Origin of the sequence: Stenotrophomonas sp. YIM B06876 (genome assembly GCF_030711595.1) — a bacterium.
Classification (GTDB): domain Bacteria; phylum Pseudomonadota; class Gammaproteobacteria; order Xanthomonadales; family Xanthomonadaceae; genus Stenotrophomonas.
Window position 1 is genome coordinate 1 of the sequence record NZ_JAUJUJ010000294.1, and the last position, 1,045, is coordinate 1,045.

2 protein-coding genes are annotated in these 1,045 nt (G+C 58.7%); one reads left to right on the forward strand and one right to left on the reverse strand.

Going from position 1 to position 1,045, the window contains the following annotated elements; genetic code table 11:
- The first annotated feature begins 89 nt into the window (after window positions 1–89).
- A complete protein-coding gene (locus QZH66_RS16835) occupies window positions 90–542 on the forward strand; it encodes a glycine zipper 2TM domain-containing protein (protein ID WP_305807003.1) in 453 nt (150 codons plus the stop codon).
- Between the two features lie 151 nt (window positions 543–693).
- On the opposite strand, the gene QZH66_RS16840 is transcribed toward QZH66_RS16835, so the two are convergent.
- Window positions 694–912 carry a hypothetical protein gene (locus QZH66_RS16840; protein WP_305807004.1) on the reverse strand — a complete coding sequence of 73 codons (219 nt, stop codon included), beginning with the start codon at window positions 910–912 and terminating at the stop codon, window positions 694–696.
- Window positions 913–1,045: the final 133 nt, after the last annotated feature.

Genomic DNA, 1,045 nt, shown 5'->3' on the forward strand with positions numbered 1-1,045 from the left:
AGGGCTGCGCAAAACAACATCAAGCAGTTTTTACAAGCCATCGAAACTGTTGACGTGAAAAGACCAATGTTCCCTAACGAGAAGCCGCAATGACGCGCCTCGCAATCCTGGCGATTTCCTTGGCTTTTGTCGGGTGCGCCAACACGACAGACCCAAGCACGTACTCCGTGGGGTCAGTTGGCCAAGTGAACAGAAGCGTTCCGGGAACCATCATCAGCGCGCGCCCTGTGACCATCAACACGAATACAGGCACTGGCGGATCTGTTGGTGGCGTGGCTGGCGCTGTCGCGGGGTCCAGCATTGGTGGCGGCACAAGAGCAAATGCGCTTGGAGCCGTTGGCGGCGCTGTGGCAGGGGCATTGGTCGGATCGGCTATCGAGCAAAATGGTGCTCGGCAACCTGGCATGGAATACGTTGTTTCCACTTCCAACGGCACGTTGCTAACAGTCACCCAAGGGTCAGAGCCTCGCTTCCAAGAGAATGACAAAGTCATCATTCTTTACGGAAACCCCGCCCGGGTGATCCGCGATCCCCGCACGTAAAAACAACCTCTGGTTGAACCGAATGGGTTGCGGCCCTCACGCCGCAACCATGACAGGCTCTCGTGCGAAATTTCGTTCAAAGAGACAGAGCCGCCCCGCGCGCACGGCTCTTCACAAGGTGCTCACCTTGCCGATGGAATGCGAAACCGCATTAGTTGTCCTGCCTGCGAATCAATTGTCGGCCTGATTCCGTGATGGCCAGTTCGCCCGACCTGTTTTTACCGATGTAGCCACGTTCCACCAAGCGGCCCGACATATGTTCTTTGAGCGCCTCGGGCGTGGTCACCAGCGCGCCCATTTCGAGCTGCTTCAAGGTTTCCAGCTCGTCCACGGTGGGGTCGAAGTGCGGGGCGTGGTAATTGGTGGTCATAGTGGGTTCTCCCAATTCAAGACTCAGGTCAGCGGTGGTGCCGCATTGCAGGTTAGCCCTGCGGCGCGCGCAGTGCAAGCGGGTCGCACCGGGCTCTGGCCGCTGGCATACTCGCCGGGCTGCCGCTGCTTGC

What these genes read in the sequence shown, in the direction of transcription:
- QZH66_RS16840 (WP_305807004.1), bottom strand. Translation starts at nt 912, where the DNA reads ATGACCACCAATTACCACGCCCCGCACTTCGACCCCACCGTGGACGAG.
- QZH66_RS16835 (WP_305807003.1), top strand. Translation starts at nt 90, where the DNA reads ATGACGCGCCTCGCAATCCTGGCGATTTCCTTGGCTTTTGTCGGGTGC.